General features: G+C 70.5%; 23 protein-coding genes. All 23 read right to left on the bottom strand.

Annotation, left to right across the window (positions count from 1 at the left end; translation table 11 throughout):
* Positions 1-68: 68 nt before the first annotated feature.
* Positions 69-1424 (bottom strand): phosphoglucosamine mutase, encoded by a 1356-nt coding sequence (glmM, locus tag EQG70_RS05970; RefSeq protein WP_031282958.1) that lies wholly within the window; start codon positions 1422-1424, stop codon positions 69-71.
* A 131-nt stretch (positions 1425-1555) separates the two neighbouring features.
* Positions 1556-2062 (bottom strand): 30S ribosomal protein S9, encoded by a 507-nt coding sequence (rpsI, locus tag EQG70_RS05965; protein WP_031282957.1) that lies wholly within the window; start codon positions 2060-2062, stop codon positions 1556-1558.
* A gap of 33 nt (positions 2063-2095) precedes the next feature.
* On the bottom strand, positions 2096-2539 hold the full coding sequence (gene rplM, locus EQG70_RS05960; protein WP_109268114.1) for a 50S ribosomal protein L13: 444 nt from the start codon (positions 2537-2539) through the stop codon (positions 2096-2098).
* A gap of 295 nt (positions 2540-2834) precedes the next feature.
* On the bottom strand, positions 2835-3803 hold the full coding sequence (locus EQG70_RS05955) for a tRNA pseudouridine synthase A (protein WP_109268115.1): 969 nt from the start codon (positions 3801-3803) through the stop codon (positions 2835-2837).
* A 104-nt stretch (positions 3804-3907) separates the two neighbouring features.
* Positions 3908-4669, bottom strand: a complete 762-nt coding sequence (gene rplQ, locus EQG70_RS05950; RefSeq protein ID WP_031282955.1) for a 50S ribosomal protein L17, sunset domain variant — start codon at positions 4667-4669, stop codon at positions 3908-3910.
* Positions 4670-4736: 67 nt separating this feature from the next.
* Complete coding sequence (locus EQG70_RS05945; protein ID WP_017833323.1) at positions 4737-5744, bottom strand: DNA-directed RNA polymerase subunit alpha; 1008 nt, start codon at positions 5742-5744, stop codon at positions 4737-4739.
* A gap of 137 nt (positions 5745-5881) precedes the next feature.
* Entirely contained in the window at positions 5882-6286 is a 405-nt protein-coding gene (gene rpsK / locus EQG70_RS05940) for a 30S ribosomal protein S11 (RefSeq protein ID WP_017833322.1), read from the bottom strand.
* Positions 6287-6368: 82 nt separating this feature from the next.
* On the bottom strand, positions 6369-6737 hold the full coding sequence (gene rpsM / locus EQG70_RS05935; RefSeq protein WP_017833321.1) for a 30S ribosomal protein S13: 369 nt from the start codon (positions 6735-6737) through the stop codon (positions 6369-6371).
* Positions 6738-6905: 168 nt separating this feature from the next.
* Positions 6906-7019, bottom strand: coding sequence for a 50S ribosomal protein L36 (rpmJ, locus tag EQG70_RS05930; protein WP_017833320.1), 114 nt, complete (start codon positions 7017-7019; stop codon positions 6906-6908).
* A 55-nt stretch (positions 7020-7074) separates the two neighbouring features.
* On the bottom strand, positions 7075-7296 hold the full coding sequence (infA, locus tag EQG70_RS05925; protein WP_017833319.1) for a translation initiation factor IF-1: 222 nt from the start codon (positions 7294-7296) through the stop codon (positions 7075-7077).
* Between the two features lie 250 nt (positions 7297-7546).
* On the bottom strand, positions 7547-8719 hold the full coding sequence (gene rlmN, locus EQG70_RS05920; RefSeq protein WP_109243780.1) for a dual-specificity RNA methyltransferase RlmN: 1173 nt from the start codon (positions 8717-8719) through the stop codon (positions 7547-7549).
* 50 nt (positions 8720-8769) lie between these two features.
* Complete coding sequence (gene map / locus EQG70_RS05915) at positions 8770-9606, bottom strand: type I methionyl aminopeptidase (protein WP_109243758.1); 837 nt, start codon at positions 9604-9606, stop codon at positions 8770-8772.
* 117 nt (positions 9607-9723) lie between these two features.
* Positions 9724-10287, bottom strand: coding sequence for an adenylate kinase (locus tag EQG70_RS05910; protein ID WP_109243757.1), 564 nt, complete (start codon positions 10285-10287; stop codon positions 9724-9726).
* Positions 10288-10372: 85 nt separating this feature from the next.
* A complete protein-coding gene (secY, locus tag EQG70_RS05905) occupies positions 10373-11683 on the bottom strand; it encodes a preprotein translocase subunit SecY (RefSeq protein WP_031282952.1) in 1311 nt (436 codons plus the stop codon).
* Between the two features lie 268 nt (positions 11684-11951).
* Positions 11952-12440 (bottom strand): 50S ribosomal protein L15, encoded by a 489-nt coding sequence (gene rplO, locus EQG70_RS05900; RefSeq protein WP_017833314.1) that lies wholly within the window; start codon positions 12438-12440, stop codon positions 11952-11954.
* A 2-nt stretch (positions 12441-12442) separates the two neighbouring features.
* The gene (rpmD, locus tag EQG70_RS05895) at positions 12443-12652 is read right to left on the bottom strand and encodes a 50S ribosomal protein L30 (RefSeq protein WP_017833313.1); all 210 of its coding nucleotides are present in this window, start codon (positions 12650-12652) and stop codon (positions 12443-12445) included.
* On the bottom strand, positions 12652-13383 hold the full coding sequence (gene rpsE / locus EQG70_RS05890) for a 30S ribosomal protein S5 (RefSeq protein WP_017833312.1): 732 nt from the start codon (positions 13381-13383) through the stop codon (positions 12652-12654). The genes rpmD and rpsE overlap by 1 nt, the downstream gene beginning before the upstream one ends.
* Positions 13380-13751 carry a 50S ribosomal protein L18 gene (gene rplR, locus EQG70_RS05885; RefSeq protein ID WP_017833311.1) on the bottom strand — a complete coding sequence of 124 codons (372 nt, stop codon included), beginning with the start codon at positions 13749-13751 and terminating at the stop codon, positions 13380-13382. Before rplR ends, rpsE begins: the two co-directional genes overlap by 4 nt.
* Positions 13752-13753: 2 nt before the next feature.
* Positions 13754-14290: a 50S ribosomal protein L6 gene (gene rplF, locus EQG70_RS05880; RefSeq protein ID WP_031282950.1), complete on the bottom strand. Its 537-nt coding sequence runs from the start codon at positions 14288-14290 to the stop codon at positions 13754-13756.
* A gap of 23 nt (positions 14291-14313) precedes the next feature.
* Positions 14314-14712 carry a 30S ribosomal protein S8 gene (gene rpsH, locus EQG70_RS05875; protein ID WP_109268116.1) on the bottom strand — a complete coding sequence of 133 codons (399 nt, stop codon included), beginning with the start codon at positions 14710-14712 and terminating at the stop codon, positions 14314-14316.
* 85 nt (positions 14713-14797) lie between these two features.
* Positions 14798-15367: a 50S ribosomal protein L5 gene (gene rplE, locus EQG70_RS05870; RefSeq protein ID WP_017833308.1), complete on the bottom strand. Its 570-nt coding sequence runs from the start codon at positions 15365-15367 to the stop codon at positions 14798-14800.
* The gene (gene rplX / locus EQG70_RS05865) at positions 15367-15711 is read right to left on the bottom strand and encodes a 50S ribosomal protein L24 (protein WP_109268117.1); all 345 of its coding nucleotides are present in this window, start codon (positions 15709-15711) and stop codon (positions 15367-15369) included. Before rplX ends, rplE begins: the two co-directional genes overlap by 1 nt.
* 2 nt (positions 15712-15713) lie before the next feature.
* A complete protein-coding gene (gene rplN, locus EQG70_RS05860; protein WP_017833306.1) occupies positions 15714-16082 on the bottom strand; it encodes a 50S ribosomal protein L14 in 369 nt (122 codons plus the stop codon).
* Positions 16083-16124: the final 42 nt, after the last annotated feature.

Below are 16124 nucleotides of genomic sequence, written 5' to 3'. Positions count from 1 at the left end.
AACCCGCCGGACGCCGGAGGCCGGCACCGTGCGCACGGTGCGGGCCTCCGGCGTCCGGCGGGACCGGCTCAGACGGTGAGGGCCAGCTCGCGCTCCACGACGGACGCGAGGAACTCCGTCTCGGCCCGGGCGATCTCCTCGGAGGCCGCCTCGACCATCACGCGGACCACCGGCTCGGTCCCCGAGGGGCGCAGCAGCACGCGGCCCGTCTCGCCGAGGCGCTGCTCGACCTCCGCGACGGCCGCCTGCACCCCGGGATTGGAGCCCACCGCGGTGCGGTCCACCCCGCGCACGTTGAGCAGCACCTGCGGCAGCCGCGTCATCACGCGGGCCAGCTCCGCGAGCGGTGCGCGGGTCTGGGCCACGCGCGAGGCCAGCATCAGCCCGGTCAGCAGCCCGTCGCCGGTGGTGGCGTAGTCGGACATGATCACGTGGCCGGACTGCTCGCCGCCCAGGTTGTACCCGTGCTCGGTCATCGTCTCGAGGACGTAGCGGTCCCCCACGGCGGTCTCCCGCACGTCGATGCCCGCGTCCCGCAGGGCCAGCTTGAGGCCGAGGTTGCTCATCACGGTGGCCACGAGCGTGTCCTCGACGAGCCGGCCCGCGTCCTTGAGCGCCAGGGCGAGGATCGCCATGATCTGGTCCCCGTCGACCTCGCGGCCGGTGGCGTCCACGGCGAGGCAGCGGTCGGCGTCGCCGTCGTGGGCGATCCCGAGGTCGGCCCCGAGCTCGACGACGGCCCGCTGGAGGGGCTCCAGGTGGGTCGAGCCGCAGCCGTCGTTGATGTTCAGGCCGTCGGGCTCCGCGCCGATGACGTGCACCTCGGCGCCCGCGCCGCGGAAGGCGTCCGGCGAGACCCCGCTGGCGGCGCCGTTGGCGCAGTCCAGGACCACGCGCATCCCCTCGAGCCGGTGCGGGATGGCCCCCACCAGGTGCAGGACGTAGCGGTCCTCGGCGTCCGTGAGCAGGTGGATGCGCCCGACCCCGGCGCCGGTGGGGCGCCGGAAGTCGCCGGACTCGAAGACCTGCTGGATCTCGTCCTCCACCCGGTCCGGGAGCTTCCGCCCGCCGTGGGCCAGGAACTTGATCCCGTTGTCGGGGGCCGGGTTGTGCGAGGCGGAGATCATCACGCCGAAGTCGGCGTCGAGGTCCGCCACCAGGTAGGCCAGCGCGGGGGTCGGCAGGACCCCGGCGTCGTGGACGTCCACGCCCGAGCCGGCGAGACCCGCGGTCACGGCGGCGCTGAGGAACTCCCCGCTGGCCCGCCCGTCCCGGGCGACGACCGCCGTGGGGCGCCGCCCCTCGCGTGCGTGGCCGTGGCCGAGCACGATCGCGGCGGCCTGGGCCAGGTCCAGGGTCATGTTGGCTGTGAGGAGGTCGTTCGCGAGCCCGCGCACGCCGTCCGTTCCGAATAATCTAGACATCGCCCCCATCCTACGTTCCCCGCGGCCCGGACACCGGCAGGCGGGCAGAAACGACGGGACCCCGTCCGACACCGGTGTGCACCGGGTCGGACGGGGTCCGTGACGCTGGGGCGGGCCGGGAGGCCCTCCGATCAGCGCTTCGAGTACTGCGGAGCCTTGCGGGCCTTCTTGAGACCGGCCTTCTTGCGCTCGATGACGCGCGGGTCGCGGGTCAGGAAGCCGGCCTTCTTGAGGGTCGGGCGGTTGTTCTCGAGGTCGATCTCGTTCAGGGCACGCGCCACGCCGTGGCGCAGGGCACCGGCCTGGCCGGAGGGGCCACCGCCGTGGATGCGGGCGATGACGTCGTAGGCGCCCTCGAGCTCCAGCACCTTGAAGGGGTCGTTGACCTCCTGCTGGTGCAGCTTGTTCGGGAAGTAGTTCTCCAGGGTGCGGCCGTTGACGGTCCACTGGCCGGAGCCGGGGACGACGCGCACGCGGGCGACGGCCTCCTTGCGGCGGCCGACGGCCTGGCCGGAGACGGTGAGGGCCGGGCGCTCGGCGGCGGCCTCGGTCTCCTCCGCGGGGGAGGACTCGGAGGTGTAGCTGCTCAGCTGCTCCTCGCCGTCCACGATGTTCTGCTCTTCAGTATTCTGAGCCACGATTTTCCTCGCTCGTTTCTGTCGTAGGCCCGGTTACTGGGCGACCTGGGTGAACTCGAAGGTCTGCGGCTGCTGGGCACCGTGGGGGTGCTCCGGGCCGGCGTAGACCTTGAGCTTGGACATCTGCTGGGCGGCCAGCTTGTTCTTCGGGAGCATGCCACGGATGGCCTTCTCCACGGCGCGGACCGGGTGCTTCTCCAGCAGCTCGGCGTAGGAGCTGGACTTGAGCCCGCCCGGGTAGCCGGAGTGGCGGTAGGCCCGCTTCTTCTCGAGCTTGGAGCCGGTCAGGGCCACCTTCTCGGCGTTGATGATGATGACGAAATCACCGGCGTCCACGTGGGGAGCAAAGATCGGCTTGTGCTTTCCGCGCAGCAGCGTTGCGGTCTGGCTGGCAAGGCGACCCAGGACGACGTCGGTGGCATCGATGACGTGCCACTGGCGCTGGATGTCACCGGGCTTCGGGGTGTACGTACGCACGTTAGTTTGCCTTCGTTCGGGTTATCTCGGTGGCGCTAGTTGGGATCACGCCGTTTCTCGGTGTGCCGTCCGGGGCTCGGGTGAGGGCCGAGCTGCATCCGGTGCCCGAGACCCCGGTGCACCGGACCGCCAGGCGTCCTGCAACGGGACAGCGGATCCGGGTACACGTGAACCGAGGCGGGACACGCACAACAGCACCCCACGGTACCGGATGGAGCGGCCAAAGACCACTCGGGCCATACACCCGGAGGGTGCGGCGGTCAATCTCCCCGCGGGCGCCCGGGCCCGCGGAGGCTCACGCTCCGCCGTGCCGGGGCGTCCCGGGAGCGTCGCGGGGATCTCCTCGGAGCTCCTCGCGGGCGGGGTCGCCGAGCGGGGCGCGCCGCGCCCGGGTGCGCTCGGCCCGCTCCCCCAGGGCGGCGTCCCCGGGATAGCGGACCTCCTCGAGCACGAGGGCGTGCGGCGGGGCCATCAGCGCCTTGGCGTCCCGGACCCGCTCCGCGAGCCGGCGGCCGAGCCAGTCGGGGTCCTCGCGGCCCGCGCCCACGCGGGCGGCCGCGCCCACGACCGAGCGGACCATGTGGTGGCAGAAGGCGTCCGCCTCGATGCCCAGCAGCACGAGCCCGTCCCGGTCCCGCTCGACGGACACGTCCAGGACCTCCCGCACCGTCGTGGCGCCCTCCCGGGGGCGGCAGAAGGACAGGAAGTCGTGCAGCCCCACCAGCTCCTGCGCCGCCCGGGCCATGACAGGGACGTCGAGCACGTCCTTCGACCACCACGTCAGGTGCCGGGTCAGCGGGTCCCGGCCCGCCGCGCCGTCGTCGATCCGGTAGCTGTAGCGGCGGGAGACGGCGGAGAAGCGGGCGTCGAAGCCGGCGGGGGCGGCGCCCGCGCGGCGGACCACCACCGCGCCCGGGCACTCGGGCAGGCCCTGCGCGCGGCGGCCGCGGCCCAGGACGTGGGCCAGGGCCCCGGTGAGGCGGCGTTCGAGCGCCCGTCCCGGGTCCTCGTCCCGGCCGCGGGCGAGACCGGTCCACTCCGAGGGGGCCAGGTCCAGGTGCGCCACCTGGCCGCGGGCGTGCACCCCGGTGTCCGTCCGGCCGGCCACCGCGACCCGCACGTCCCGGCGGACCAGCACGGCGAGGGCGTCCTCCACGGCCCCCTGCACGGTGGGCAGGCCCGGCTGACGGGCCCACCCGGCGAACGGCGCGCCGTCGTAGGCCAGGTCGATCCGCACGCGCACGGGGGAATCGGACGGGCTCATGGTCAGCTCCTGGAAGGGGGTGGTGGGGGGTGCGGCGGGCACGACGACGCCGCCGGGGACCAGGTCCCCGGCGGCGTCGCGGTGTCCGTCCGTGCGTCGTCCGGTCAGCGCAGCTTCTGCGCGGCGGCGCCGCCGGCCGGCTGGAAGCCGGCGGCCTCGGCGTTGGCCGGCGAGTCGAACCAGATCTCGGCGGTGGTGCCCGCGTACCAGCGGGAGCCGGGCACGTGGTACTTCATCGAGTTCTTGTTGCCCTTGACCTCGAAGCCCTCGGGAGCCTCGCCGGACTCGAGCGGGGCGCGCGAACCGGGGAACTCGGCGTCGGAGTTCTCGGCGGCGACCTCGGCGGCCTGCTCGGAGCCGACCTCGGGGGCCTGCTCGTCGGCGGGGATCTCCTCGGCGGCGACCTCACCGGCGGTGGAGTCCGCCGGGGTGTCGACCGGGGCGGCGGGGGCCGGGGCGGCCTTCTCGGTGGCGCGCTCGGCCTCGGCCACGGTGGCCTTGGTCGCGACGGGCTCCATCACGAGCTCGATGACCGCCATGGGGGCGTTGTCGCCCTTGCGGTTGCCGATCTTGGTGATGCGGGTGTAGCCGCCGTTGCGGTCCTCCATCGCCGAGGCGATGGTGGTGAACAGCTCGTGCACCACGGACTTGTCGGTCAGCTGCGCCAGCACGCGACGGCGGGCGGCCAGGTCACCGCGCTTGGCGAAGGTGATCAGGCGCTCGGCGTAGGGACGCATCCGCTTCGCCTTGGTCACGGTGGTGGTGATGCGCTTGTGCTCGAACAGCTGCTGCGACAGGTTCGCCAGCATCAGGCGCTCGTGCGCGGGTCCGCCTCCGAGGCGGGGTCCCTTGGTGGGAGTAGGCATGGTTGTTGATCTCCTGGAAGTGTGTCCCGGCCCGGGCGGGCACCCGTCGGGACGTCAGCGGGAAGGACTAGTGGTCGTCGTCGTCGAACGGGTTCTCGTCGTCGATCGCGGCGGCGCGAGCGGCGAGGTCGAAACCGGGGGGCGAGTCCTTGAGGGACAGCCCGAGGTCGACGAGCTTGGCCTTGACCTCGTCGATCGACTTGGCGCCGAAGTTGCGGATGTCCATCAGGTCCGCCTCGGAACGGCCCACGAGCTCACCCACGGTGTGGATGCCCTCGCGCTTGAGGCAGTTGTAGGACCGCACGGTGAGCTCGAGGTCCTCGATGGGCAGCGCCATGTCGGCGGCCATCGCGGCGTCCGTCGGCGAGGGCCCGATCTCGATGCCCTCGGCGGCCGTGTTGAGCTCCCGGGCGAGACCGAACAGCTCGACCAGGGTGGTGCCGGCGGAGGCCACGGCGTCACGCGGGGTGATGGCCTCCTTGGTCTCCACGTCCAGGACCAGCTTGTCGAAGTCGGTGCGCTGCTCCACACGGGTGGCCTCCACGCGGAAGGTCACCTTCAGGACGGGCGAGTAGATCGAGTCGACCGGGATGCGGCCGATCTCCGCGTCCCCGGCCTTGTTCTGGGCGGCGGAGACGTACCCGCGCCCGCGCTCGATGGTCAGCTCGAGCTCGAGCTGGCCCTTCGCGTTGAGGGTCGCGATGTGCAGGTCCGGGTTGTGGATCTCCACACCGGCCGGGGCCGTGATGTCCGCGGCGGTGACGACGCCGGGGCCCTGCTTGCGCAGGTAGGCGACGACGGGCTCGTCCTGCTCCGAGGAGACGGCGAGCTTCTTGATGTTGAGAATGACCTCGGAGACGTCCTCCTTCACGCCCTCCACGGTGGAGAACTCGTGGAGCACCCCGTCGAGCCGGATGCTGGTCACGGCGGCACCGGGGATCGAGGACAGGAGGGTGCGGCGGAGGGAGTTGCCGAGGGTGTAGCCGAAGCCGGGCTCGAGCGGTTCGATCACGAAGCGGGACCGGTTGTCGGCCACGACCTCTTCAGAGAGGGTGGGGCGCTGTGCGATGAGCACTGATGTTTCCTTTCAGCGGGCATCCGCTATATGACGCGCGCAAATGGTGGAAAACAGTTGATGGGTGCGGACCGGTGCCCGGTCCGTTGTCGGCACGCGCACCGGGACCCCGCAGGGTCCCGGTGGGCGTGCTCACATCAGACGCGGCGGCGCTTCGGCGGGCGGCAACCGTTGTGCGCGCTCGGGGTGACGTCCGAGATGGAGCCGACCTCGAGGCCGGTGGCCTGCAGGGAGCGGATGGCGGTCTCGCGCCCGGAGCCGGGGCCCTTGACGAACACGTCGACCTTGCGCATGCCGTGCTCCTGCGCGCGCTTCGCGGCGGCCTCGGCGGCCATCTGGGCCGCGAAGGGGGTGGACTTGCGAGAGCCCTTGAAACCCATCTCGCCGGCGGACGACCAGGAGAGGACGGCGCCGGAGGGGTCGGTGATGGTGACGATGGTGTTGTTGAACGTCGACTTGATGTGGGCCTGGCCCTGGGTGACGTTCTTCTTGTCCTTGCGGCGGGGCTTGCGGGCAGCCGCTGCGCGAGTCTTCGGGGGCATGGAGATCTCCTACAAAGTTCGGGAAGAGTGGTGGTGGGCCGCTCGGGGGACCGCGGGGTCCTGGCGCACGAGCGGCAGCGGGCTACTTCTTCTTGCCGGCGACCGTGCGCTTCGGACCCTTGCGGGTGCGGGCGTTGGTCTTGGTGCGCTGACCGTGCACGGGCAGGCCGCGGCGGTGCCGGATGCCCTGGTAGCTGCCGATCTCGACCTTGCGGCGGATGTCGGCGGCCACCTCGCGGCGGAGGTCACCCTCGACCTTGTAGTTGTCCTCGATGTAGTCGCGCAGCTCCACGAGCTGGGCATCGGTGAGTTCGCGCACGCGCAGGTCGCCCGAGATGCCGGTGGCGTCCAGGGTGGCGAGCGCGCGGGTGCGACCCACGCCGTAGATGTAGGTGAGCGCAATTTCCAGCCGCTTTTCGCGGGGGAGGTCGACGCCTGCGAGACGAGCCATATCGGCGGTTCTCCTTGTGGTGTTCCAGAGGTCTGGAGCATCGCTGTCCGGTCGGGGACGTCATGTCCCCTCCGGTCCCCGGCCTCTGTACCGGGGGCGCCCGCCTGGATCTCTCCGGTCGGGAGCGGTGCCTTTGTGGATCCACTTGCGTGGGCAGCTCGGGGCGGGTCAGCCCTGACGCTGTTTGTGGCGCGGGTTCTCGCAGATCACCATGACCCGCCCGTTGCGGCGGATCACCTTGCACTTGTCGCAGATCGGCTTCACGCTCGGTTGGACCTTCATCGCATTCCTTCGCGTCGTTCTCTCGAGTGGTGTGCGGCCCGGACGGCCGCCGGTCCTACTTGTAGCGGTAGACGATACGACCGCGGGTGAGGTCGTACGGGCTCAGCTCCACCACCACGCGGTCCTCGGGGAGGATCCGGATGTAGTGCTGTCGCATCTTCCCGGAGATGTGGGCGAGGACCAGGTGACCGTTGTTCAGCTCAACGCGGAACATCGCGTTGGGCAGAGCCTCGACCACAGTGCCTTCGATCTCGATGACTCCGTCTTTCTTGGCCATATCCTCCGCTAACTTCAGGTGCCCCCCGCCGGGGCGGCGAGCAGGGTTTCGGGTGTACATCGTCGTTAAACGCCGCAGCGGACCCGTACGCGCGCACCATCACCGTTCGTGGTGCACGGTGAGGTCGGCGTGGTCCGAAGTGTGCGGAATCGCTGGAGCACAGACAACCAACAGGACACTCTACGGGATTGGGGGCGCCTCCCGCAACGCGGGAGGCGCCCCCGGGGAGCGGTGCCGGGGACGACGGCGCTCAGACGGTCGCGGCGAGCTGCCCGCAGGCCCCGTCGATGTCGGAGCCGCGGGTGTCCCGCACGGTGGTGGGGATGCCGTGGGCCCGGAGCCGCTCCACGAAGTTCTGCTCCACGCCGGGCCGGGACGCGGTCCACTTGGAGCCGGGGGTCGGGTTGAGCGGGATGGGGTTCACGTGCACCCACCCCCCGCCGCGGGCGTTGAGCTTCTCGCCGAGGAGGTCGGCCCGCCACCCGTGGTCGTTGATGTCGCGGATCAGGGCGTACTCGATCGAGACCCGCCGGCCGGTGGCCTGGTAGTAGTCGTAGGCGGCGTCGAGGGCCTCGTCGACCTTCCACCGGGTGTTGATCGGGATGAGCTCGTCGCGCAGCTCGTCGTCCGGGGCGTGCAGGGACAGCGCCAGGGTGACCGGCAGCTTCTCCTGCGTGAACTTCCGGATCCCGGGCACCAGGCCCACCGTGGACATGGTGATGCCGCGGGCCGAGATGCCGAGGCCCTCCGGGGAGGGGTCGATGAGGCGGTGGATCGCCCCGATCGAGGCCTTGTAGTTGGCGAGGGCCTCCCCCATGCCCATGAACACGATGTTGGAGATGCGCAGCGGCTCCTGCTCGGCCCGGCCCACCCTGCCGCCGCGGAGCATCCGCGCGCCCTGCACGACCTGCTCGACCATCTCCGCGGTCGAGAGGTTGCGGGTCAGGCCCGCCTGGCCGGTCGCGCAGAAGGGGCAGTTCATCCCGCAGCCGGCTTGGGAGGAGATGCACATGGTCACCCGGTGGGTGTAGCGCATGAGCACGGACTCCACGGTGGCGCCGTCGAAGCACCGGTGCACGTTCTTGACGGTGTTCCCCTGGTCGGCCTCGAGGCTGCGCACGGTGGTCAGCAGCGTGGGCAGGGCCTGGGAGACGAGCTCCTCCCGGCCGGCCGCGGGCAGGTCGGTCATGTCCTCGGGGGCCGTGGCGAACCGGTCGAAGTAGTGGCGGGAGAGCTGTCCCGCCCGGAAGGGCTGGTGCCCCAGCTCGGCGAGGAACTCCCGGCGGCCCGCCATGTCGAAGTCGGCGAGGTGGCGCGGGGGCTTGCCGCGCCGCGGCGCGGCGAAGGTCAGCTGACCGGGCCGCGGCTTCACGGTGAGCTCGACGGGTGTGCTGGTGGTGCTCTGCTGCGGCTGCTGGGCCACGGTGTTCTCCTCGCGGTGTCGCGGGTCCGGGGTGGTGGAGGGCTGCCCGGTCACGGCAGGTCCTCCGGGATCGGGACGGGGCGCACGCCGAGGGGCTCGAGCTCCGAGGCCCCGCCGTCCTCGGCGGTGAGCACCCAGACGCCGTCGGCGTGCAGGGCCACGGAGTGCTCCCACTGGCTGGAGCGGGCGCCGTCGGTGGTGACCACGGTCCACTCGTCGTCGAGCACGCGGGTGCCGATCCCGCCGCGGACGAGCATCGGCTCGATGGCCAGTGCCATCCCGGCGCGCAGGCGGGGCCCGCGGTCGGTGCTGCGGAAGTTGAGCACGTCGGGGGCCATGTGCATCTTGGACCCGATCCCGTGTCCCACGTACTCCTCGAGGATCCCGAAGCGGTGCCCGGAGGCCTTGCGCACGTAGTCCTCCACGGCCGCGCCGATGTCGCCGACGTGCGTGCCGGTGGCCGCCGCCGCGATGCCGTGCCACATGGCGTTGCGGGTGACGTCGGAGAGCTCGGCGTCCGCGGGGTCCGGGCGGCCCAGGAGCACGGTGCGCGCGGAGTCCCCGTGCCAGCCCTCGACCACGGCCCCGCCGTCCACGGAGAGGATGTCCCCCTTCTGCAGCACCTGGTCCCCCGGGATGCCGTGGACGACCACCTCGTTGACGGACACGCACACGGCGGCGGGGTAGCCGAAGTAGCCGAGGAAGTTGGAGCTCGCCCCGTGCTCGTCGAGGACGGAGCGGAAGACGTCGTCGAGGGACGCGGTGGTCGCGCCGGGCACGGCGGCCGCCACGGCGGCGTCGAGGGCGCGGGAGGTCACCACCCCGGCGCGCTGCATGGTGCGCAGCTGGGCGTGGGTCTTGTACTCGATCCGGCGGCGGCCGAACATGCGGTCTTCCTTCCGAGCCGCTCCCCCGGTCGGGGAGCTCGCGGCTGTCGTGGGTTAAACGTGAGACCCCCGGGGGTGTCCGGGGGTGTCACGGCGTGCGCGGTGCGGGACGGTGCGTCAGGACAGCGCTGTCATGATCCGCTGGGAGACCGCGTCGACGGTCCCGAGCCCGTCGACCTCGCGGACGATGCCGCGCCGGTCGTAGACGTCGACGACCACGGCGGTCTCGGCGTCGTACACGTCCAGGCGGTGCCGGATGACCGCCTCCGTGTCGTCGGTGCGCCCCTCCTTCTGGGCCCGCCCGAGGAGCCGCTGGACGAGCTCGTCGCGGTCGGCGGTCAGCTTCAGCACCACGTCGAGCTCCTGCCCCAGCTCGGCGAGGATGGCATCGAGCTCGTCCACCTGCGCGGCGTTGCGCGGGTAGCCGTCGAGCAGGAAGCCGTCGGCGGTGTCCGTCTCGGCGAGGCGGTCGCGGACCATCCGGTTGGTCACGGAGTCCGGGACGAGGTCGCCGGCGTCGATGTAGCTCTTGGCCTCCTGCCCCAGGGGGGTCCGGCCCTTGATGTTGGCCCGGAAGATGTCGCCGGTGGAGATCGCCGGGATGCCGAGCCGCTCCGAGATGCGCACGGCCTGCGTGCCCTTGCCTGCGCCGGGGGGTCCGATGATGAGCATGCGGGTCATGAAGTCTCCTTGCGGTCGGTGGTGGCTGCGCTCCCAGTCTACCGGGGCGTGCCCGCCGTCCCCGGCGGGGGACGGCGGGGAGGGGTCAGCGCAGCAGGCCCTCGTAGTTGCGCTGCTGCAGCTGGGCCTCGATCTGCTTCACCGTGTCCAGGCCGACGCCCACCATGATCAGCAGCGACGGACCGCCGAAGGGGAAGTTCTGGTTCGCGTCGATCAGCACGAGCGCCACGAGGGGGATCATCGACACGATGCCCAGGTAGAGGGCGCCCGGGAACGTGATCCGGCTGAGCACGTAGGCGAGGTACTTCTCGGTGGGCCGTCCCGCGCGGATCCCCGGGATGAAGCCGCCGTAGCGCTTCATGTTGTTGGAGACCTCCTCGGGGTTGAACGTGATCGACACGTAGAAGTACGTGAAGAACACGATCATCAGGAAGTACATCGCCATGTACACGGGGTGGTCGCCGGTGACGAGGTAGGTGTTGATCCAGTTGACCCAGCCGGGGATGTCCGTGCCGTCGTCCGGCATGCCGAACTGGGCGAGCATGCCGGGGAGCATCAGCATCGAGGACGCGAAGATGATGGGGATGACACCGGCCATGTTGACCTTGAGCGGGATGTAGGTGGTGGTCCCGCCGATCGTGCGCCGGCCCACCATCCGCTTGGCGTACTGCACGGGCACGCGGCGCTGGGACTGCTCCACGAACACCACGCAGGTGATCACCACGAGCCCCACGGCCAGCACGGAGAGGAACACGCCCCAGCCCCGGGTGCGGAGGATCTCGCCCAGCGCGGAGGGGAAGGTCGCGGCGATGGACGTGAAGATGAGCAGCGACATGCCGTTGCCCACGCCCTTCTCCGTGATCCGCTCCCCCAGCCACATGATGATCGCTGTGCCGGCGGTCATCGTGATGATGATGATCAGCACGGTCAGCCAGGTGTCGTTCGGGATGATCGGCAGGGGGCAGTCCCCCAGCAGGGCGCCGGACCGGGCGAGCGAGACCACCGTGGTGGCGTTGAGCAGCGCGAGGCCGATGGTGAGGTAGCGGGTGTACTGGGTCAGCTGCGTCTGCCCCTGCGCCCCCTCCTCGTGCAGCTCCTGGAAGCGCGGGATGACCACGCGCAGCAGCTGCACGATGATGCTCGCGGTGATGTAGGGCATGACGCCCAGGGCGAAGACCGACAGCTGCAGCAGAGCGCCGCCGCTGAAGAGGTTCACCATGTCGTACACGCCGCCCGTGGTGGTCCCGAGGGCCAGGCACTGCTGCACGTTGCCGTAGTCGACGCCCGGCGCCGGGATGAACGTGCCCAGGCGGTAGAGCACGATGAGGGCGAGGGTGAACCCCAGCTTGCGTCGCAGGTCGGGGGTTCGCAACGCCCGTCCGAAAGCGCTGAGCACATGTCCTCCTAGAGACTGGGTCCGACCGGCATCCGGTGGCGGGGGGTGTGGTGGTGCGGGAGCTCGGTCCGGGGTCCCCGCGCCCGGTGGGCGCGGGCGACTCCGGCAAGTCTAGCGAACGCGGCCCGCCCGGGACTCACCGGGGGCGCGCGCCGACGGGGCGGGCTCGTGCCCGCCGACGGATCAGGCCCCGCCCACGCTGGCGTGGACGGGGCCTGATCCGTGGGTGCCGCGGGGCCGGGCGTGCGCCCGGCCCCGCGGCCCGCGCTCACAGCGCGGTGGTGCTGCCGCCGGCGGCGGCGATCTTCTCCGCGGCGGAGCCCGAGAAGGCGTGCGCCTTCACGTCGACCGCGACCGCGATGTCGCCGGAGCCCAGGACCTTGACGGGCTGGTTCTTGCGCACGGCGCCGCGGGCCACGAGCGACTCCACGGTCACCTCGCCGCCCTCCGGGAAGAGCTCGGTGAGCTTGTCCAGGTTGACGACCTGGTACTCCACGCGGAACGGGTTCTTGAACCCGCGCAGCTTGGGCAGGCGCATGTGCAGCGGAAGCTGCCCGCCCGCGAAGCCCGCCTTGACCTGGTACCGGGCACTGGTGCCCTTGGTGCCGCGGCCGGCGGTCTTGCCCTTGGAGCCCTCACCGCGACCCACGCGGGTCTTGGCGGTCTTCGCGCCCGGGGCCGGACGCAGGTGGTGCACCTTGAGCGCGTGCACCTTCTCGTTGCTCTGAGCGGTGTTCTCAGCAGTGTTCTCTGCCATGGTTACTTGGCCTCCTCGACCTTGACCAGGTGGGCGACGGTGTTGACCATGCCCGCGGTCACGCCGTCGGCCTTGCGGACCACGACGTTGCCCGGCCGCTTGAGGCCGAGGGACCGCAGGGTGTTGCGCATGTTCTGCTTCTGGCCGACCACCGACCGGACCTGCGTGATGCGCAGCTCCGTGCCGTCGGGCTGGATACGCTTGCCGGACATCAGGCACCTGCCTTCTGGATCGAGCGCAGCAACGGACCGGGGACGACCTCGTCCATCGGGAGCCCACGACGGGCCGCGACGGCCGCCGGCTCCTCGAGCTGGCGGAGCGCCTCGATGGTTGCGTGCACGATGTTGATCTGGTTCGACGAGCCGAGGGACTTCGACAGCACGTCGTGGATGCCGGCGCACTCGAGCACGGCACGGACCGGACCACCGGCGATCACACCGGTACCCGGGGTCGCCGGGCGCAGCATGACGACGCCTGCGGCGGCCTCGCCCTGCACACGGTGCGGGATCGTGCGGTCCTCGATGCGCGGGACGCGGAAGAAGTTCTTCTTCGCCTCCTCGACGCCCTTCGAGATCGCCGCCGGCACCTCCTTGGCCTTGCCGTAGCCGACGCCGACCATGCCGTTGCCGTCGCCGACGACGACGAGGGCGGTGAAGCTGAAGCGACGACCACCCTTGACGACCTTGGAGACACGGTTGATGGTCACGACGCGCTCGAGGAACTTGTCCTTCTCCTCGTCGCGGCCGCCGCGGCCACCGCGGCCGCCGCGCTCGCCACGGCCCCCGCGCTCACCGCGGCCGCCGCGCTCGCCACGGCCCCCGCGGTCACCGCGGGAGTCCTGGGAGCGGTTGGCCTCGGTGGTCTGCTGGGCCCCGGTCGCCTCCGTGGAGGCAGTGCTGGCTTCGGTCACCTGGGTTTCCTTCTCGTTGTTCTGCTCGCTCACAGTGCCAGACCTCCTTCGCGGGCGCCGTCGGCGACAGCCGCCACGCGACCGTGGTACTTGTTGCCGCCGCGGTCGAACACGACGGATTCGACACCGGCGGCCTTGGCGCGCTCGGCCACGAGCTCACCCACGCGCTTGGCCTTGGCGGTCTTGTCCGCGTCGGCGCCGCGCAGGTCGGCCTCCATGGTGGAGGCCGAGGCCACGGTGACACCCTTGGTGTCGTCGACGACCTGGACGAACACGTGGCGGGCGGAGCGGTTGACGACCAGGCGCGGGCGCGCGGCCGTGCCGGCCAGGTGCTTGCGCACCCGGACGTGGCGGCGGCTGCGGGCGGCGGCCTTGGACTTGCCCTTGATCTTCAGAGCCATGGTTACTTACCAGCCTTTCCGGCCTTGCGGCGGATCTGCTCGCCGGCGTACCGCACGCCCTTGCCCTTGTAGGGCTCGGGGGCGCGGAGCTTGCGGATCTTGGCGGCGACCTCGCCGACCTGCTGCTTGTCGATGCCGTTGACCGAGAGCTTGTTGACGCCCTCGACGGCGAACGAGATGCCCTCCGGCGCCTTGAAGGTGATCGGGTGGCTGTAGCCGAGGGCGAACTCGAGGTCCTGCCCCTTGGCCTGCACGCGGTAACCGGTGCCGACGATCTCGATGCCCTTGGTGTAGCCCTGGGTGACGCCCTGGATCATGTTGGCGATCAGGGTGCGGGTGAGACCGTGCAGCGAGCGGGACTCGCGCTCGTCGTCGGGTCGGGTGACGGTGAGGGTGCTGTCGTCGAGCGCGACGGTGATCGGGCTGGCAACGGTGTGCTGCAGCTCGCCCTTGGCGCCCTTGACGGAGACGACGTTGCCGTCGATCTTGATCTCCACACCGGCCGGCACAGAGATGGGGAGACGTCCGATACGTGACATGTTCTCTTCCTTTCTGTTCCGGGTTACCAGACGTACGCGAGGACTTCGCCGCCCACGCCCTTCTTCGAGGCCTGCTTGTCGGTCAGCAGCCCGGAAGACGTGGACAGGATGGCGATGCCCAGGCCGCCCAGGACCTTGGGGAGGTTGGTGGACTTGGCGTAGACGCGCAGGCCCGGCTTGGAGATGCGCCGGACGCCCGCGATGGAGCGCTCCCGGTTGGGGCCGAACTTCAGGGAGAGCGTGAGGGTCTTGCCGACCTCCGCCGCCTCCTCCTTGTAGTCCGCGATGTAGCCCTCGGCCTTGAGGATGTCCGCCACGCGAGCCTTGAGCTTCGAGTACGGCATGCTCACGGAGTCGTGGTAGGCGGAGTTGGCGTTGCGCAGACGCGTCAGCATGTCCGCGACAGGATCTGTCATTGTCATTTTGGGGGCACGTGCCCTTCCTCGTCCCGGTTTCCGCACCTGGCGGCGCCCGTGGGCGCCCGGCCGGACCTGGAACGTAGCGAGATTAGTTGGTCTTGAAGGGGAAGCCGAGCGCCTTCAGCAGCGCGCGGCCCTCGTCGTCGGTCTTCGCGGTGGTGACCACCGTGATGTCCATGCCGCGGACCCGGTCGATGCGGTCCTGGTCGATCTCGTGGAACATGGACTGCTCGGTGAGGCCGAAGGTGTAGTTGCCGTTGCCGTCGAACTGGCGGTCGGACAGACCGCGGAAGTCGCGGATGCGCGGCAGGGCCAGGGTCACCAGGCGGTCGAGGAACTCCCACATGCGGTCGCCGCGCAGCGTGGTGTGCGCGCCGATCGGCATGCCCTCGCGGAGCTTGAACTGCGCGATGGACTTCTTCGCCCGGGTCACGAGCGGCTTCTGGCCCGTGATGGCGGTGAGGTCGCGGACGGCGCCGTCGATGAGCTTCGAGTCCTTCGCGGCGTCACCGACACCCATGTTCACGACGACCTTGACGACGCGCGGGATCTCCATGACGTTGCCGTAGCCGAACTGCTCCTGCAGCGCGGGCACGACGGTCTCCTGGTACTTGTCCTTGAAGCGCGGGGACACGCTGATCTCGGTGGTTTCGGTCATCACAGGTCCTTGCCGGTGCTCTTGGAGACGCGGACGCGGACGGTCTTCTGGCGTCCGTCGCGCTCCACGGTCTCGGTGCGGTGGCCGACGCGGGTCGGCTTGTTGGTCTCCGGGTCCACGAGCGCCACGTTGGACACGTGGATCGGGGCCTCGACCTTGTCGATGCCGCCGGCTTCGCCCTGCATGGAGGCCTTGCGGTGGCGGGTGATCACGTTGATGCCCTCCACGACCACGCGGGAGGTCTCGGGGATCACGCGCAGGACCTTGCCCTGCTTGCCCTTGTTGTCCTTGCTGCCGGAGATGACCTGCACCAGGTCGCCGGTCTTGATCTTGAACTTCGCCATGGTCAGAGCACCTCCGGGGCCAGCGAGATGATCTTCATGAACTTCTTGTCGCGCAGCTCACGGCCCACGGGGCCGAAGATGCGGGTACCACGGGGGTCACCGTCGTTCTTCAGGATCACTGCGGCGTTCTCGTCGAACTTGATGTAGGAGCCGTCCGGACGACGGCGCTCCTTCTTGGTACGGACGATCACGGCCTTGACCACGTCGCCCTTCTTCACGTTCCCGCCGGGGATCGCGTCCTTGACGGTGGCGACGATGATGTCGCCGATGCCTGCGTAGCGACGTCCGGATCCACCGAGAACACGGATGGTGAGGATTTCCTTCGCACCCGTGTTGTCGGCGACCTTCAGTCGCGACTCCTGCTGAATCACTGATTACTCCTGTCGTCACGCCGGTTCCAACACCGATCGAGA

It is taken from the genome of Kocuria rosea (genome assembly GCF_006094695.1).
Classification (GTDB): Bacteria; Actinomycetota; Actinomycetes; order Actinomycetales; family Micrococcaceae; genus Kocuria; species Kocuria rosea.
This window is presented reverse-complemented; position numbering and strand designations above follow the sequence as displayed.